The 16,980-nt window shown below is 31.9% G+C and carries 13 protein-coding genes; 11 read left to right on the top strand and 2 right to left on the bottom strand.

The features are described 5' to 3' along the window. Positions 1–6 precede the first annotated feature (6 nt). The 10 genes from ACQ629_RS02880 (at position 7) to ilvA (ending at position 12,463) form a co-directional block, all read left to right on the top strand. Positions 7–1,182, top strand: coding sequence for a 2-isopropylmalate synthase (locus tag ACQ629_RS02880; RefSeq protein WP_483706459.1), 1,176 nt, complete (start codon positions 7–9; stop codon positions 1,180–1,182). Next, on the top strand, positions 1,182–2,564 hold the full coding sequence (leuC, locus tag ACQ629_RS02875; protein ID WP_483706458.1) for a 3-isopropylmalate dehydratase large subunit: 1,383 nt from the start codon (positions 1,182–1,184) through the stop codon (positions 2,562–2,564). The genes ACQ629_RS02880 and leuC overlap by 1 nt, the downstream gene beginning before the upstream one ends. A gap of 1 nt (position 2,565) precedes the next feature. Next, positions 2,566–3,144, top strand: coding sequence for a 3-isopropylmalate dehydratase small subunit (gene leuD / locus ACQ629_RS02870; RefSeq protein ID WP_483706457.1), 579 nt, complete (start codon positions 2,566–2,568; stop codon positions 3,142–3,144). Between the two features lie 11 nt (positions 3,145–3,155). Continuing rightward, a complete protein-coding gene (gene leuB / locus ACQ629_RS02865) occupies positions 3,156–4,271 on the top strand; it encodes a 3-isopropylmalate dehydrogenase (protein WP_483706456.1) in 1,116 nt (371 codons plus the stop codon). Between the two features lie 490 nt (positions 4,272–4,761). Then, positions 4,762–5,649: a branched-chain amino acid transaminase gene (locus tag ACQ629_RS02860; RefSeq protein ID WP_483706455.1), complete on the top strand. Its 888-nt coding sequence runs from the start codon at positions 4,762–4,764 to the stop codon at positions 5,647–5,649. Position 5,650: 1 nt separating this feature from the next. Further along, positions 5,651–7,330 (top strand): dihydroxy-acid dehydratase, encoded by a 1,680-nt coding sequence (gene ilvD, locus ACQ629_RS02855; protein WP_483706454.1) that lies wholly within the window; start codon positions 5,651–5,653, stop codon positions 7,328–7,330. Positions 7,331–7,341: 11 nt separating this feature from the next. Beyond that, positions 7,342–9,075, top strand: a complete 1,734-nt coding sequence (gene ilvB, locus ACQ629_RS02850) for a biosynthetic-type acetolactate synthase large subunit (protein ID WP_483706453.1) — start codon at positions 7,342–7,344, stop codon at positions 9,073–9,075. Between the two features lie 2 nt (positions 9,076–9,077). Then, positions 9,078–9,602 carry an acetolactate synthase small subunit gene (gene ilvN / locus ACQ629_RS02845; RefSeq protein WP_483706452.1) on the top strand — a complete coding sequence of 175 codons (525 nt, stop codon included), beginning with the start codon at positions 9,078–9,080 and terminating at the stop codon, positions 9,600–9,602. A 92-nt stretch (positions 9,603–9,694) separates the two neighbouring features. Further along, the gene (gene ilvC, locus ACQ629_RS02840) at positions 9,695–11,197 is read left to right on the top strand and encodes a ketol-acid reductoisomerase (protein ID WP_483706451.1); all 1,503 of its coding nucleotides are present in this window, start codon (positions 9,695–9,697) and stop codon (positions 11,195–11,197) included. Positions 11,198–11,200: 3 nt separating this feature from the next. Continuing rightward, complete coding sequence (gene ilvA / locus ACQ629_RS02835) at positions 11,201–12,463, top strand: threonine ammonia-lyase (protein ID WP_483706450.1); 1,263 nt, start codon at positions 11,201–11,203, stop codon at positions 12,461–12,463. 96 nt (positions 12,464–12,559) lie between these two features. Here the strand turns inward: ilvA and ACQ629_RS02830 are convergent, their stop codons facing one another. Both ACQ629_RS02830 and ACQ629_RS02825 read right to left on the bottom strand, forming a co-directional pair. Continuing rightward, positions 12,560–13,738, bottom strand: coding sequence for an aspartate aminotransferase family protein (locus ACQ629_RS02830; protein ID WP_483706449.1), 1,179 nt, complete (start codon positions 13,736–13,738; stop codon positions 12,560–12,562). 9 nt (positions 13,739–13,747) lie between these two features. Next, positions 13,748–15,403, bottom strand: coding sequence for an OstA-like protein (locus ACQ629_RS02825; RefSeq protein WP_483706448.1), 1,656 nt, complete (start codon positions 15,401–15,403; stop codon positions 13,748–13,750). Between the two features lie 137 nt (positions 15,404–15,540). Here ACQ629_RS02825 and ACQ629_RS02820 point away from each other — a divergent pair, with 137 nt between their 5' ends. Beyond that, a complete protein-coding gene (locus tag ACQ629_RS02820; RefSeq protein WP_483706447.1) occupies positions 15,541–16,968 on the top strand; it encodes a pyridoxal phosphate-dependent decarboxylase family protein in 1,428 nt (475 codons plus the stop codon). Positions 16,969–16,980 lie beyond the last annotated feature (12 nt).

Here is a 16,980-nt window from a genome sequence, read left to right as displayed (position 1 = left end):
AAAATAATGAACAACGATAAAATCAAAATTTTCGACACTACTTTACGAGATGGAGAGCAGGTGCCAGGCTGTAAATTAGATACTAAACAAAAACTAATCATTGCAGAAAGACTTGATTTTTTAGGTGTTGATGTTATTGAAGCAGGCTTTCCTGTTTCTAGTCCAGGAGATTTTACCTCGGTAAATGAAATTGCTAAAATGGTAAAAAATGCAACTGTTTGTGGATTAACCAGAGCGGTTAGAAAAGATATTGAGGTTGCGGCGGCAGCTTTAAGATATGCTGTCAAACCAAGAATTCATACTGGAATCGGAACAAGTGATTCTCATATAAAATATAAATTTAATTCATCACAAGAAGAAGTTATTCGTAGAGGAAAAGATGCCGTTTTTTATGCTAAAAACTTTGTAGATGATGTAGAGTTTTATGCAGAAGATGCAGGAAGAACAGAAAATGCATTTTTAGCGAAAGTTTGTGAAGAAATGATAAAAGCAGGAGCAACCGTTTTAAACATTCCAGATACTACAGGGTATTGTTTGCCTGAAGAATATGGAGCAAAAATTAAGTATTTAAAAGAACATGTAAAAGGAATTGAAAACGTAATAATTTCTTGCCATTGCCATAACGATTTAGGCTTGGCAACCGCAAACTCTATTGCAGGAGCAATAAATGGAGCGAGACAAATAGAATGTACCATTAACGGAATAGGAGAGCGAGCAGGAAATACCGCTTTAGAAGAAGTCGTTATGATTTTAAAACAACATCCATATTTAAATTTACAAACAGATATTAATACACAGTTATTGTACGATACAAGTATGATGGTTCGTGAAAGTATGGGAATGCCAGTGCAACCTAATAAAGCAATTGTTGGTGCAAATGCGTTTGCACATAGTTCAGGAATCCATCAAGATGGTGTAATTAAAAACCGTGAAACGTATGAAATTATGAACCCCGCAGATGTAGGTGTAACAGAGAGTGCAATTTTATTAACAGCAAGAAGTGGTAGAGCTGCGTTAGCGTATAGAGCCAAAAAAATAGGTTATGAATTAACCAAATTACAATTAGATTCAGCTTATAAAACGTTTTTAAATTTTGCAGATAAACAGAAAGAAGTAATTGATGATGATCTTCATTTGATTATGCAACAAGTAAATAAAATATCTAAAATAGCAATTGCATAATGGGAAAAACATTATTTGATAAAGTATGGGACGCTCATGTGGTAGACTCCATTAAAAATGGACCACAAGTATTATATATCGATAAGCATTTAATTCATGAAGTTACAAGTCCACAAGCATTTAACGAGTTAAAAGAACGTAATATTCCTGTTGCTCGTCCAGAAAAAATTGTTGCGACGGCAGATCATAACACACCAACAACAGATCAACACTTACCTGTTAAGGATGAATTGTCTAGAAATCAATTAGCGCAATTAACGAAAAATTGTAAAGAAAATAATATTACTTTATATGAATTAGGGCACGAAAATAACGGAATAGTACATGTTATAGCGCCAGAATTAGGAATTACACAACCAGGTATGACTATGGTTTGTGGCGATAGTCATACCTCTACTCATGGAGCATTTGGTACTATTGCTTTTGGTATAGGTACAAGTCAGGTCGCACAAGTATTTGCAAGTCAATGCTTATTGCTTCAGAAACCTAAAAGTTTACGAGTTTCAGTTAAAGGAAAGTTGAAAAGAGGCGTATTACCAAAAGATGTCATTTTATACATTATAGCAAAATTAGGAACCAATTCAGGAACAGGATATTTTTGTGAATATGCAGGAAATATATTTGAAGAAATGTCTATGGAAGGTCGTATGACGGTTTGTAATATGAGTATAGAAATGGGGGCAAGAGGAGGAATGATTGCACCAGATGAAACTACTTTTGAGTATGTAAGAGATAGAGAATTTGCACCAAAAAGAAGTGAATTTGAAAAGAAAGTAGCCTATTGGAAAACATTACCATCAGATGCTGATGCTAAGTTTGATAAAGAATATAGTTTTAGTGCAGAAGACATTGAACCAATGCTTACTTATGGTACAAACCCAGGAATGGGAATAAAAATTTCAGAAACGATTCCGAATCACAATGATGTTTCTTTTGAAAAATCGTTAGCATATATGAATTTTCATAAAGGAGAAAGCTTAATTAATAAGAAAATTAATTATGTTTTTATTGGTAGCTGTACAAATTCTAGAATAGAAGATTTTAGAGTGGCAGCTTCTTATGTAAAAGGAAAACAAAAAGCTCAAAATGTAAACGCATGGTTAGTTCCTGGTTCACAAAAAGTTGCAAAACAAATTAAAGAAGAAGGATTGCAAACTGTTTTTGAAGCTGCAGGTTTTGAGTTGCGCCAACCAGGGTGTTCAGCTTGTTTAGCAATGAATGACGATAAGATTCCTGAAGGAGAATATTGTGTTTCTACTTCTAATAGAAATTTTGAAGGACGACAAGGGCAAGGAGCTAGAACTATTTTAGCAAGCCCTTTAATGGCTGCTGCAACTGCTGTAGAGGGAAAAATTATTGATATAACTAAATACTTAAATTAAGATGGAAAAATTTGTGAAATTAATTGATACAGCGGTTCCCTTGATAACCGAAAATGTAGATACCGATCAGATTATTCCTGCTCGTTTTTTAAAAGCAACTGATAAAAAAGGGTTTGGGGATAATGTATTTAAAGATTGGCGTTTTCATAAAGATGGAAGTGTAAACGATACTTTTATTCTAAACAATAAAAACTATAAAGGAAGTATCTTAATTGCTGGTGATAATTTTGGATGTGGTTCTAGTAGAGAACATGCAGCATGGGCATTAGTTGGTTACGGATTTAAAGTTGTTATAAGTAGTTTTTTTGCAGATATATTTAAAGAAAATGCCTTGAATAACGGAATTTTACCTGTGCAAGTATCTAATGAATATTTAAAAAAATTACTTAAAAAAGTTACTGAGAAACCAGAGACAATTGTAATTGTTGATATAGAAAATCAGGTAATTAGAACAACTATAGGGATTAGTGAATTTGAAATTAATGCATATAAAAAATTATGTCTGATAGATGGATATGATGATATTGATTTTTTAGTAAGTAAAAAAGAGGAAATAGAATCTTTTGAAGCCTCATTATAAAATATAAAAAAATGAAATTTAATATAGCTGTAATTCCAGGAGACGGTATCGGACCAGAAGTAACTGCACAAGCTCAAAAAGTTTTAAAAGCAGTAGCAAATGTATATGATCATACATTTATATTTAAAGAAGCATTAATGGGCGCTTGCGCTATTGATAAAACAGGGAATCCGTTGCCAGAAGAAACATTAAAATTATGTAAAGCTTCAGATGCAATTTTATTTGGTGCTATTGGGCATACAAAATATGATAATGATCCAACGACCAAAGTTCGTCCAGAGCAAGGGTTATTAAAATTAAGAAAAGAACTAGGCTTGTTTTGTAATGTACGTCCTGTAAAAGCATATAAACAGTTGTTAGATAATTCTCCGTTAAAAAGAGAAATCATTGAAGGTACAGATATTACAATATATAGAGAATTAACAGGCGGAATTTACTTCGGTATTAAAGAGCTTAGTGATGATAAACAAATAGCTTTCGATGGATGTTCTTATTCAGTAGAAGAAATAGAGCGCATTGCACATTTAGCTTTTAAAGCAGCGCAAAATAGTAGGAAAAAACTAACGCTAGTTGATAAAGCAAATGTTTTAGAAACCTCAAGATTGTGGCGAAAAACAGTTACTTATTTAGCGTCCAATTACCCAGATGTAGCTTTAGATTTTATATTTGTTGATAATGCAGCAATGCAATTAATTTTAAATCCGAAGCAGTTTGATATAATTCTTACAGAAAATTTATTTGGAGATATCTTATCTGATGAAGCAAGTATAATAGGAGGTTCTATCGGATTATTAGCGTCATCATCTATAGGAAAAGAAAATGCGTTATTCGAGCCAATTCATGGTTCATTTCCACAAGCAACAGGGAAAGACATGGCAAACCCGTTAGCTTCAATATTATCTGCCGCTATGTTATTGAATCATTTAGGGTTGCAGGAAGAAGCTTTAACTATAGAAAAAGCGGTTGAAAAATCATTAGAGTTAGGAATCACGACAGAAGATATTAATTCAGTTAAGAATTTCGGAACCAATAAAGTTGGAGATTTTATTGCAGATTATATTTATAATCAAGAAGATAGTAATATAAATTTTAAAAATATTCACATGGGCCAAATTACTATTATATAAATAATCAAAATAAATTTGGATAATTAAAAAATAAATTTCAATATTTGCCTATCGGTTTTTTATAAACTGAATTAACACAAAAAATGAACAAACAAATTTTAAATATTATTTCTATTGTAGTCGTTGTAATTATTTTACAAGGGTAAAGGAAGTATACTTAAAAATAAATTTTTTAAAAGGCTTCCTATAATTTAGGAAGCCTTTTTTATTACAAGAATATGAATCAATTTTTTAACATTATCGTATTAATTATTATCATTATTAGCTCTCCACCGAGTTGATACTGATATTTATTGCTATACAATAAAAAACCTGTGTCAATTTTGATACAGGTTTTTTTTTGATTTAGAAATCATAATAATAAAATGTTAAGTTGTTGTTTTTGATGTTTTTATCTTTTTTTTTAGATGATTGATAATCATATAAAAATTAAAAAGAGAAATAGAATAATAGTATAATAAAATAATTTTGAATCATAGAATAATAAACCATGTATTACAACGAAGAAAGTATAATTTATTATAACGGAAAATTTATCAAAGCAAAAAAAGCTACAGAAAGTCCATATAGCCAAAGCTTGCATTATGGAAATGGAGTTTTTGAAGGAATAAGAGCTTATAATACAGAAGACGGAACTAAAGTTTTTAAAGCTGAAGAACATTACAAACGTTTAAAATACGGTGCAGAAGTAATGAATATTCATTTTGATTATACAGCAGATGAATTAACAAAAATCACATATGAATTATTAGAGCGAAACGGGTTAAAAGACGCATATGTACGTCCATTAATTACAACTGGAGCAGATATGGGTTTGTCTACGTCTAACAAAACAAACTTAGTGATTCAATGTTGGGAATGGGGGAAATATATGGGAGATAATTTATTACGCGTAAAAACATCCTCATTTCAACGTCCAAACCCTAAGTCTTGTTTTGTAGAAGCAAAAGTAACAGGTCATTATGTGAATTCAATTTTATCAACGAATGAAGCTAAAAGATACGGATATGATGAAGCTTTACTGTTAGATATGAATGGTAATGTAGCCGAATGTTCAGGTGCAAATGTTTTCATGGAAAAAGACGGGAAATTATATACACCGCCTCGTGGTCATATTATGGCAGGAATTACACGCTCAACAGTAATCGATTTATGTAAAGAAGAGAGGATTTCTTTAGAAGAAAAACACTTCACATTAGAAGAATTAAAAAATGCAGATGCTTGTTTTTTTACAGGAACAGCTGCCGAAGTTGTAGGATTACAATCATTAGATGAGTATCAATTTCCTTTAGCATGGGAACAATCTCAAGGATATCAATTAATGAAATTATATAAGAACGAAGTTTTAGGGCAACGTCAAAAAAGAAAAGTAAATTAAAATGAAGTTAAACAAACACAGTAGTAGGTTAACTCAGGATGAATCTCAACCAGCATCACAAGCAATGTTATATGCTGTAGGTTTAACAGATGAAGATATGAGTAAAGCACAAGTTGGTATTGCAAGTACTGGCTATGATGGAAATCCATGTAATATGCATTTAAACAATTTAGCTGCTGAAGTTAAAATTGAAACAAAAATAGCAGGTTTAGTTGGTTTAGGATTTAATACAATTGGAGTTTCAGATGGAATTTCTATGGGAACTTCTGGTATGAATTACTCATTGGCTTCAAGAGATATTATTGCCGATTCTATAGAAACTGTTATGAATGCACAAAGTTATGATGCCTTAATTTCTGTAGTAGGTTGCGATAAAAATATGCCAGGTGCAATTATAGCAATGTTGCGTTTAAATCGCCCGTCAATAATGATGTATGGAGGAAGTGTTGCTTCAGGAAATTATAAAGGAAGAAAGCTAAATATTGTTTCTGCTTTTGAGGCCCTAGGTCAAAAAGTAGCAGGAGAAATAGACGAAGAAGAATATAAAGAAATTATAAAAAGAGCAATTCCTGGAGCAGGTGCTTGTGGCGGAATGTACACCGCAAACACAATGGCTTCTGCTATTGAATGTATGGGTTTTGCATTGCCTTATAACTCTTCAATTCCTGCTGAAAACCCTAATAAACTATCAGAAGCAGAAAGAACTGCTTTGGCAATAAAAAATTTATTAGAATTAGACTTAAAACCCTTGGATATTATTTCTAAAAAATCATTAGAAAATGCCATTGCTATTGTAAATGCTTTAGGAGGTTCTACCAATGCGGTATTACACTTTTTAGCGATTGCACATGCAGCAGATATAGAGTTTACTTTAGATGATTTTCAAAAAGTAAGCGATAGAACGCCTTTAATTGCTGATTTAAAACCTTCAGGTAAGTATTTAATGGAAGATGTTCATGGTGTTGGAGGAACTCCAGCAATCATGAAATATTTATTAGATAATGGTTATTTACATGGTGATTGTTTAACTGTAACAGGAAAAACATTGGCTGAAAATTTAGCAAATGTTGAAGCAATAGAATTTGAAGATCAAGATGTAATTCATCCAAACGATAAAGCTTTAAAAACATCTGGAAATATTCAGATAATCTATGGGAATCTTGCAACTGAAGGAGCGGTAGCTAAAATATCTGGTAATGAAGGTCTTTTGTTTGAAGGGAAAGCGGTTGTTTATGATGGTGAACAAGCTGCAAATACAGGTATTTCAAATGGTGAAGTAGAAAGAGGTGATGTTGTGGTTATTAGATATGTTGGGCCAAAAGGAGGTCCTGGGATGCCAGAAATGTTAAAACCAACGTCGTTAATTATGGGAGCAGGTTTAGGTAAATCGGTTGCTTTAATTACAGATGGTCGTTTTTCAGGAGGAACTCACGGTTTTGTAGTAGGGCATATTACGCCAGAAGCACAATCTGGAGGAACAATAGCCTTATTAGAAACAGGAGATAAAATTAAAATTAGTGCAGAAGACAACTCTATAAATGTGTTAATCTCAGAAAAGGAATTAGCAGAAAGAAAAGCAAAATGGGTTTCGCCAGCATTAAAGCATACAAAAGGAATATTATACAAGTATGCAAAAACAGTTGCATCAGCATCTAAAGGATGCGTAACAGATGCATTTTAATCTTATAAATTATGAATACAAAAACCGAAACAAAACCTAAAACAGTTTCTAAAGAAAAACTGCATATTTCTGGAGCAGAAGCTGTAGTAAAATGTTTATTAGAAGAAGATGCAGATTTAATTTATGGATACCCTGGAGGTGCAATTATGCCAGTATATGACGAATTGTATAAATACAAAGATAAAATTAACCATGTATTAACGCGTCATGAACAAGGAGCAACACACGCAGCACAAGGCTTTGCGAGGGCAACAGGTAAAGTAGGAGTTGCTATAGCGACATCTGGGCCTGGAGCTACCAATTTAATTACAGGTATTGCAGACGCACAAATAGATTCTACACCAATGGTGTGTATAACTGGTCAGGTAGCGTCTCATTTATTAGGATCGGATGCTTTTCAAGAAACAGATATTGTTGGTATTTCAACACCAGTAACAAAATGGAATTATCAAATAACAAAAGCGTCTGAAATACCAGCAATTTTTGCCAAGGCCTTTTATATAGCCAAATCAGGAAGACCAGGACCTGTTTTAATAGATATAACCAAAGATGCTCAGTTTGAAACTTTTGATTTTGAATACAAAAAATGTACTTCAGTACGTAGTTATAAGGCAAAACCAGAAGTTAATATAGAAGAAGTAAAAGCAGCGGCAACTTTAATTAATAGCGCTAAAAAGCCTTTGATTGTTTTCGGGCAAGGAGTTATTTTAGGAGAAGCAGAAGCGGTTTTTAGAGCTTTTATTGAAAAAGCAGATATTCCGTCGGCATGGACAATTTTAGGTTTATCGGCATTACCCACTGACCATCGGTTAAATGTAGGTATGGTTGGAATGCATGGTAATTATGCGCCTAATGTATTAACAAACGATTGCGATTTGTTAATCGCCGTAGGAATGCGTTTTGATGATCGTGTAACTGGAGATTTAAGTAGGTATGCAAAACAAGCAAAGGTAATTCACTTTGAAATAGATCCATCTGAAATAGATAAAAACGTAAAAGCTGATATAGCTGTTTTAGGTGATGTTAAAGAGAGTTTGGCAGAAGTTTTACCGCTAATCAATGAAAATTCACATAAAGAATGGCTAGAAGAATTTACTAAATTAGAAGCTATAGAGTTTGATAAGGTAAAGAAAGAAGATTTATATCCAACCAAAGATGGTTTAACTATGGCTGAGGTTTTAAAAGAAATTAATATTGCTTCAGGCGGAGATGCTATTATTGTTTCAGACGTTGGGCAGCATCAAATGTTTACATGCCGTTATGCGAAGTTTAATCAAACAAAAAGTAACATTACTTCTGGAGGGTTAGGAACGATGGGTTTTGCTTTACCAGCGGCAATTGGCGCAAAAATGGGAGTTCCAGGTAGAGAGGTGGTAATGATTGCTGGTGATGGAGGGTACCAAATGACTATTCAAGAACTAGGGACTATTTTACAAACAAAAGCAGCAGTTAAAATAGTAGTGCTTAATAATGAGTTTTTAGGAATGGTGCGTCAATGGCAGCAATTGTTTTTTGATAAACGATATGCATCAACCGAAATGACAAATCCCGATTTTGTAGCTATTGCAAAAGGCTATAGTATAGACGGAAAAAGAGTTAACAAAAGAAAAGATTTAGCCAGTGCGGTTAAAGAAATGATGGAATCTAAAGAGGCCTATTTTTTAGAAGTTTGTGTAGAGAAAGAAAATAACGTATTTCCAATGATAGCAACAGGAGCATCCGTTTCAGATATAAGATTAGCATAATTATGGAGAATAAACAAACATATACCGTTTCGGTTTATACAGAAAATAATGTAGGATTGTTGAATAGGATTTCAGGAATATTTTTAAGAAGGAATATTAATATTGAAAGCATGAATATTTCTAAATCAGAAATAAAAAGTGTTTCAAGATTTACACTTTTAGTAAAAGTATCAGAAGAACAAATAAAAAAGATTGTAGGGCAAATAGAAAAACAGGTAGAGGTTGTAAAAGCTTATTATCATACAGATAAGGATACTATTTATCAAGAATCATGCTTGTTCAAATTAAGTTCTGAATCTTTAATTGTAAATGATGAAATTCAAACGATTATCAATAGCAGTAAATCTAGAGTGATTAATATAAATAAAGATTTTTTTGTGCTTGAAAAATCAGGAAATAAAGAAGAAATAGAAGAGTTATATCACACATTAGATAAGCATGGAATTATGCAATTTGTTCGATCAGGACGTATTGCAATTACCAAAGATGAAATGAAAATATCAACCTTATTATCAATAAATAACTAAAAAACAAGAACGTCATTACGAAAGGAACGAAGTATTCTTATTAAAAATAGATATAAAGAAGTGTTTCGTAAAGGCAATAAAAAAATATAAAAATGAAAAATTATTTCAATACACTATCATTAGCAGGGAAATTAGAACAACTCGCAAAATGTAGATTTATGGACTCATCAGAATTTTCTGAAGGAGTAAAGGTATTAAAAGATAAGAAAGTTGTTATTATTGGTTGTGGAGCTCAGGGATTAAATCAAGGTTTAAATATGAGAGATTCAGGCTTAGATATTTCTTATGCATTAAGACCCGCAGCTATTGCTGAAAAAAGAGCTTCTTATAAAAATGCTACAGAAAATAATTTTAATGTTGGTTCATTTGAAAAATTAATACCTACAGCAGATTTAGTTTTAAACTTAACACCAGATAAGCAACACACAAGAGTTGTTAAAACAGTAATGCCTTTATTAAAAAAAGGTGCGACATTATCGTATTCTCATGGGTTCAATATTGTTGAAGAGGGAATGAAAATCCGTGAAGATGTAACAGTAATAATGGTTGCCCCTAAATGTCCTGGTACTGAAGTAAGAGAAGAATATAAAAGAGGTTTTGGTGTGCCAACATTAATAGCAGTACATCCAGAAAATGATCCAGAAAATAAAGGATGGGCACAAGCAAAGGCGTACGCAGTTGCAACCGGTGGTCATAAAGCAGGTGTTTTAGAGTCTTCTTTTGTAGCTGAGGTGAAGTCTGATTTAATGGGAGAGCAAACTATTTTATGTGGCGTGCTACAAACAGCTTCTATTTTATCTTTTGATAAAATGTTATCAGAAGGAATTGAACCTACGTATGCTTCAAAATTAATTCAATATGGTTGGGAAACAATCACAGAAGCGTTAAAACACGGAGGAATTACCAATATGATGGATCGTTTGTCAAATCCAGCTAAAATAAAAGCATTTGAACTTTCAGAAGAATTGAAAGTATTACTAAAACCTTTGTTTGTTAAACATATGGATGATATTATGTCGGGTCATTTTTCAAGAACAATGATGGAAGACTGGGCAAATGATGATGTTAATTTATTGTCATGGAGAGCAGTAACAGGTGAAACTGCTTTTGAAAAAACAGAAGCGACAGAAGTTGAGGTAGTTGAACAAGAGTATTTCGATCATGGTATTTTAATGATTGCTTTTGTAAGAGCAGGTGTTGAGTTAGCATTTGATACAATGGTAGCATCTGGAATTAAAGAAGAGTCAGCATATTATGAATCATTACATGAATTGCCATTAATAGCAAATACTGTAGCAAGAAAGAAGTTATATGAAATGAATCGTATTATTTCAGATACTGCAGAATATGGCTGTTATTTATTCGATCACGCAGCAAAACCATTATTGGTTAATTTTATGAAAAAAATAGACACTTCTGTTATAGGTGAATTATATTCATCTTCTAACGAGGTTGACAATTTAGCGTTGATTCAGGTAAATGAAGCTTTACGTAGTCATCCTGTTGAGAAAATAGGGAAAACATTAAGGAGTTCAATGATAGCAATGAAAACAATAAGTAAAGAAGAAGAAAAAGAAGGAGTAGTTTTTCATTAAAATATGCAGATACAAACAATATATAGACCGACAATAAAAGCAATAGAGGAGGCTGTAGTTAGATTGAAAGATGTAGCTATAGAAACTCCGTTATTGAAAAATTATATTTATTCAGAAAAATTTAAAGCGAATGTCTTTTTAAAAAGAGAAGACTTGCAGCAAGTTAGATCGTATAAAATTAGAGGAGCTTATAATAAAATAAGTTCAATAACTGAAGAAGAACGATGTAGGGGAATTGTTTGTGCAAGTGCAGGAAATCATGCGCAAGGAGTTGCTTTTGCATGTAAGAAGCTTAAAATTCATGGTACAATTGTAATGCCAGCTCCTACACCAAAACAGAAAGTAGAACAAGTTAAGATGTTTGGTGACGCTTATGTTGATATTGAATTATCTGGAGATACTTTTGATGATGCATATAAGTTTGCAAAACATGTATGTGATACTTTAGGTAAAACATTTGTTCATCCGTTTGATGATGAAAAAATTATAGAAGGTCAGGCAACAGTAGGTCTAGAAATTATCAATCAATCTAAAACTCCTATAGATTACGTATTTGTTCCTGTAGGAGGGGGAGGATTGGCTTCAGGATTATCGAGTGTATTTAAATTACTGTCTCCGAATACAAAAATTATAGGCGTAGAGCCAGCAGGAGCACCATCGATGAAAACATCTATTTCTGAGAATAGAAATGTGAAGCTAGAAATAATAGATAAGTTTATCGACGGAGCAGCTGTACAGCAAGTAGGGAATTTAACTTTTGATATCTGTAAAGAAAATTTATATGATATGATAACAGTTCCTGAAGGAAAAGTATGTCAGACCATTTTAGATTTATATAATAGAGAAGCCATTGTTGTAGAACCTGCTGGGGCTTTAACAGTAACAGCTTTAGATTTTTTTTCGGAAGAAATTAAAGATAAAAATGTTGTTTGCGTTATTAGTGGTAGTAATAATGACATTACAAGAACAGCAGAAATAAAAGAAAGAGCCTTATTGTATAGTCAGTTAAAGCATTATTTTATTATTCGATTTCCGCAACGTGCAGGAGCATTAAAAGAATTTGTAATTGATGTTTTAGGAAAGAATGACGATATTACTTATTTTGAATATTCTAAAAAAACAAGCAGGGAAAACGGGCCCGCAGTCGTTGGAATTGAGCTAGAAAAAAGAGAAGATTTAGCACCTTTAATAACAAGAATGAAAACTCTTAATTTTTACGGAGAATATCTGAATGACAAACCTAATTTATTTGAATTTTTAGTTTAAAAACTATTGTTTTAGCTAGTTTTTTAATACGTTATTTTTATATGATGTCTTACTTTTATATTTTCTCCATAATGTAAACCAGCTTTCTCGTTAGTTTTAAAAGCTATTAAGTTCACTTAATATCAGATCACAGCCTTCGTTAATTTCTTCATCAGAAATAGTTAATGGAGGTGTGATTCTTATAGCGCTTCCTTCAAAAAGTAACCAGAATAAAATTAATCCTTTATCTAAACAATTTAATATAATTTTTGATGCAATTTCAGGCGATTCAACTAATAAAGCCAACATTAATCCACGTCCTCTAATTTCTTTAACAGTAGGATGATTTTTAAACTTATCTCTTATTAAATTTTCTTTTCTTAATGTTTCTTCTATAAGATTTGTTTCTGTAATTTCCTTTACGGTTGCTAAGCCAGCACTAGCAATAATAGGATGTCCGCCAAAAGTAGTAATATGCCCTAATTTAGGGTTTTCTTTAAGGCAACTCATCACATCAAAAGATGAAATAAAAGCACCAATTGGCATTCCGCCACCTAAACCTTTACCGGCTATAATAATGTCAGGAACAACATTGTAGTTTTCAAATCCCCAGAATTTTCCTGTACGTCCGACACCGGTTTGAATTTCATCTAAAATTAATAAAGCCCCAACCTCTTTACAACGTTCTTTTACTTTTGATAAATAATCGTTTTTAGGCTCTATAAAACCTGCGCCACCTTGAATAGTTTCTAAGATAACACCAGCGGTTTTTTTAGTAATTTTTTTTAGATCAATTTCATTATTAAACTCAATAAATCTAACACCAGGAACTAACGGGCGAAAAGCACGATTTTGTTGTTCAGCACCACAAACACTCATAGCTCCTTGGGTATTGCCATGGTATCCGTTTTTAGCAGCTATTATTTCACTTCTTTCTGTAAACCGTTTTGCTAGTTTTAAAGCTCCTTCAGTTGCTTCTGTTCCTGAATTAACCAAATAAACAGCAGGTAAATTTTCAGGCAACGTATTCGCTAAAGCCTTGCAAAGTTCTAATTGAGGTTTTTGAATAAACTCTCCGTACACCATAACATGGGTATAGGAATTTAATTGATTTTTTATAGCGGCGTTAACTTTTGGGTGATTATGACCCAAACTATTTGCGGAAACTCCGGCTACAAAATCTAACATTTTTTTACCGTTAGTATCGTATATATAACTTCCGCTAGCATGAGAAATTTCAATAGCTAAAGGATGAGGAGTTGTTTGTCCTTGATATTTTAAAAAATCGTTTTTCACTAATTCTTGTTATTTTAAATTTTTTAATTTTAAAGAAGGCTTCAGTTTTGCTGGTTTTTTCAAGTCCTGTCTTTTTACAGTTTCTTTTAAGAACTGTTTTTTAGCTTTTTTTACTGCAGAATTATTTTTTTCAAGAGAAGTGATGTTGGTAGTTTTATCCTTAATAAAAATATCTTCAACTGTTTTTGGTTGTTCATCTTCTCGCCAAATAAAACCTTTAAATTTTTTTTCTTCGGATGGGAACTCAGACGGAGGAAATGTTTTTCCTTCGGATTTTTTAAAGTATTTTGTTTGTATAATATCGTTGTTTTCTAAAATAAACTCAATATCGCTAGCTATTTCTTTCGTTATTGTTTCTAATAGCTGAGATTCATCATTTCTATTATAATACAACGATTCGGCGTTTCCTTTAACAAGCATAGTTCTCAAATCATTTTCTTGAAATTTACCGTAAATATTTCGCCCTTTTATTTGATTATAATCATCTTCTGATAAGGAATCTTTCTGAATCATAAATGCATTTTGTAAGACTCTTAATGAATCGAGTTTATTTGTTTTTTTATCAGTAATAAATTGAATACTATCACCAGTAATTTGACTTTTACCAGACCATAAAACAGGATTGTTAAACATTCGTGTAAGTCCTGTGGTTTGACTTGTATGAATAGAATCACATTTTCCTTGTAAGTCAAATTTAAAAATTTTTACATTCTTAAAAATCCTAACAATTCTTTTTTCAGGCTTACCTGTTAGTAAAATTTTATCTCCAGCAACATACATCGAATCCTTATCGAGTACAGAAATTGCCACAGCTTTGTTGATGATAAAAAGCGAATCTTTCTTTTCATATAATTCGGCGTAATTACCTTTGGTAACCATTTTCTGAAGTGTATCAATTACCTTTATTCTGTTCGTTGCAGAAGCAAAACCTTTGCGTTTATCATAATATAAACTATCGGCTAATATTGTGCGTTCTTTTAGAAACAGCTTGGCGTTTTTTACGAAATAAGAAATATCAGTATTGGTATCATAAAAACCTCTTTCAGAATAAATTTTAGTACTATCTTTTAAATTAGTAACCGTACTTGGCCCGTATAAGTATGCTAGATTAGAATTTGTGTAATACTCTAAATGATCAGATTCTAAGTTGTTTTCAGGGTTAACTACGGTAACTTTAGATTTTGCTGTGAATTTTTTATCCCTTAAAAAATAAGTTCCTTTAATACTTTTTAGCGTGTTTTTTTTATCGCGAATTGTTCCTCCGTTAGGATAATACAAAAGTTGATTTACTCTATCGAAATGAAGTGTATCTGTGGTAAGTTTCATTTCTTTATCATTAATCTCAACATTTCCCCAAGATTTTGCTTTTTTAGTATCTCCATTATAAATAGCAAAATCACTGTATTGAATAATACTATCACCTTGTTCGATTACAACTTCACCAAGTGCTTTAAAAATATTTTCTTTTTTAAAAAGTAACGCCCTCTTGCATTCTAAAGTAGCACCTTCATGCTCCATCTTTACTTTACCTATAAGTATCGTTGCTCCAGGATATTTTTCTTCATCAGCAGTACTTAACTCTGTTGAGAGTATTTTTATTTTTTTTACTTGAGAATAACTAGAAACAGCAAATAACAAAAAAGTTACAAGAAATAAATTTTTCAAAGTAATAATATTTTAGACAACAAAAATAATGAAAAGAATCTGCCATATTTCTTAATAAATCAATAAAATTATAAGAAGAATAAGAGAGTGTCGTTTTTATAATGATTAATTTTGCATAAACATTTAAAAAGAATTTTATGAGCGCCCATTTTGATTTATCTCTAGAAGAAATGAAGTCTTATGGCTATAAAATAGTAGACCTTATTGCTGAGCATTGGGATACATTAGAGGATAAAAAACCAGTTACTTCTGCTTCACGTAAAGAAATGGATAATTTATTTTTGCAAGAAGCACCTGATAAAGGTATGAATGCTAATGAGGTTTTAGATTTTGTAATGGAAAACGTAATACCTAACAGTACCGTTATTTCACATCCAAAAGCATATTCATTCGTGCCAGGACCTAGTAATTTTATTAGCACAATGGCAGACAGTTTAGCGACAGGATTTAATATATTTTCTGGAGGCTGGGTAGCATCACCTGCAGCAGCTGAGTTAGAAATTGTTACGATGAACTGGTTGTTAAAAATGTTTAATTTTCCTGTTGAAAAAGGAGGAGGTATTTTTACAAGTGGTGGTTCTATGGCTAATTTAACAGCGCTAGCTACAGCTCGCCGTATTAAATGTGGTGATGATTTTTCGAAAGCAGTTATTTATTTGTCAGATCAAGCACATTCATCTAATATTAAAGCAATTCGTGTTTTAGGATTTAAAAAAGAACAAATTCGAATTTTACCAACAGATATTGAGTTTAGAATAAGCATCAATAAATTAAAAAATGCAATAGCAAAAGATAGGCTAGAAGGGTTACAGCCTTTTTGTTTTATAGCTTCTGCAGGAACAACAAATACAGGAACTGTAGATCCGTTAGATGAACTTGCGGATATTTGTGAGGAAGAAAACTTATGGTTTCATATTGATGGAGCTTACGGTGGAGCAGCAATTTTAGCAAAAAAAGGAGAAAAAGCTTTACGAGGAATCGAAAGAGCAGATTCTTTAACAGTAGATCCTCATAAATGGTTTTATCAACCTTATGAAATAGGTTGTTTATTAGTTAAAGACTCATCTTGGTTAAGTAGTACTTTTAGCGAAACACCAGAATATTTACGTGATATTGAAGGAAATGAATCTGAAATAAATTTTTATGATTACGGAATTCAATTAACACGTAGGTTTAGAGCTTTAAAATTTTATATGTCTATTAAAACGTATGGTTTAGATACTTTTAAGAAAGCTGTAACTTATAATATTAAGTTAGCAGAAGATGTAGAAAAACAATTAAGAAAAAGTAGAACATGGGAAATTATATCTCCTGCAACTTTGGCAATTATTAATTTTAGATATAATCCTATTGGATTAAATTTATCAGAAAAAGAAATTGATAGCTTGAATCAAGAGATTTCTAAAAGAGTAATGGAATCTAAAGAAGCACTCTTGGTTACGACTATTTTAAACAAACAAGTAGTATTACGAATGTGTTTGATAAATCCGAAAACCACAATTGATGATGTCGATGAAACATTAGCCTTGTGTCATAAATTCGGACAAGAGATTTTAAAGAAATAAAAAAAGGGAGCT

The organism is Tenacibaculum sp. SM2510 (assembly GCF_057002845.1).
Note: the sequence above shows the minus strand (reverse complement) of the source record. Positions and strands in the feature narration are given on the sequence as shown.